1 protein-coding gene is annotated in these 248 nt (G+C 47.2%); it reads right to left on the bottom strand.

Annotated features, from left to right (window positions below):
• Positions 1-248: hypothetical protein (locus tag N8L33_RS10030; protein ID WP_261059763.1), on the bottom strand; the 248-nt coding region annotated here is incomplete at both ends.

Below are 248 nucleotides of genomic sequence, written 5' to 3'. Positions count from 1 at the left end.
GAGCGCTCGTTGAAGCTGACGTACTTGCTGAGGTACTTGCTCTTGTTGATGCTGATGTACTTGCTCTTGTTGATGCTGACGCACTTGCTGATGTGCTAGCCGATGTTCTAGCCGACGTGCTTGCACTTGTTGATGCTGATGTACTTGCTCTTGTTGATGCTGATGTACTTGTTGATGCTGATGTACTTGCTGAGGTACTTGCGCTTGTTGATGCTGATGTAGTTGCTGATGTGCTTGCACTTGTTGAT

It is taken from the genome of Streptococcus mitis (assembly GCF_946188695.1).
Taxonomy (GTDB): Bacteria; Bacillota; Bacilli; order Lactobacillales; family Streptococcaceae; genus Streptococcus; species Streptococcus mitis_DF.
Note: the sequence above shows the minus strand (reverse complement) of the source record. Positions and strands in the feature narration are given on the sequence as shown.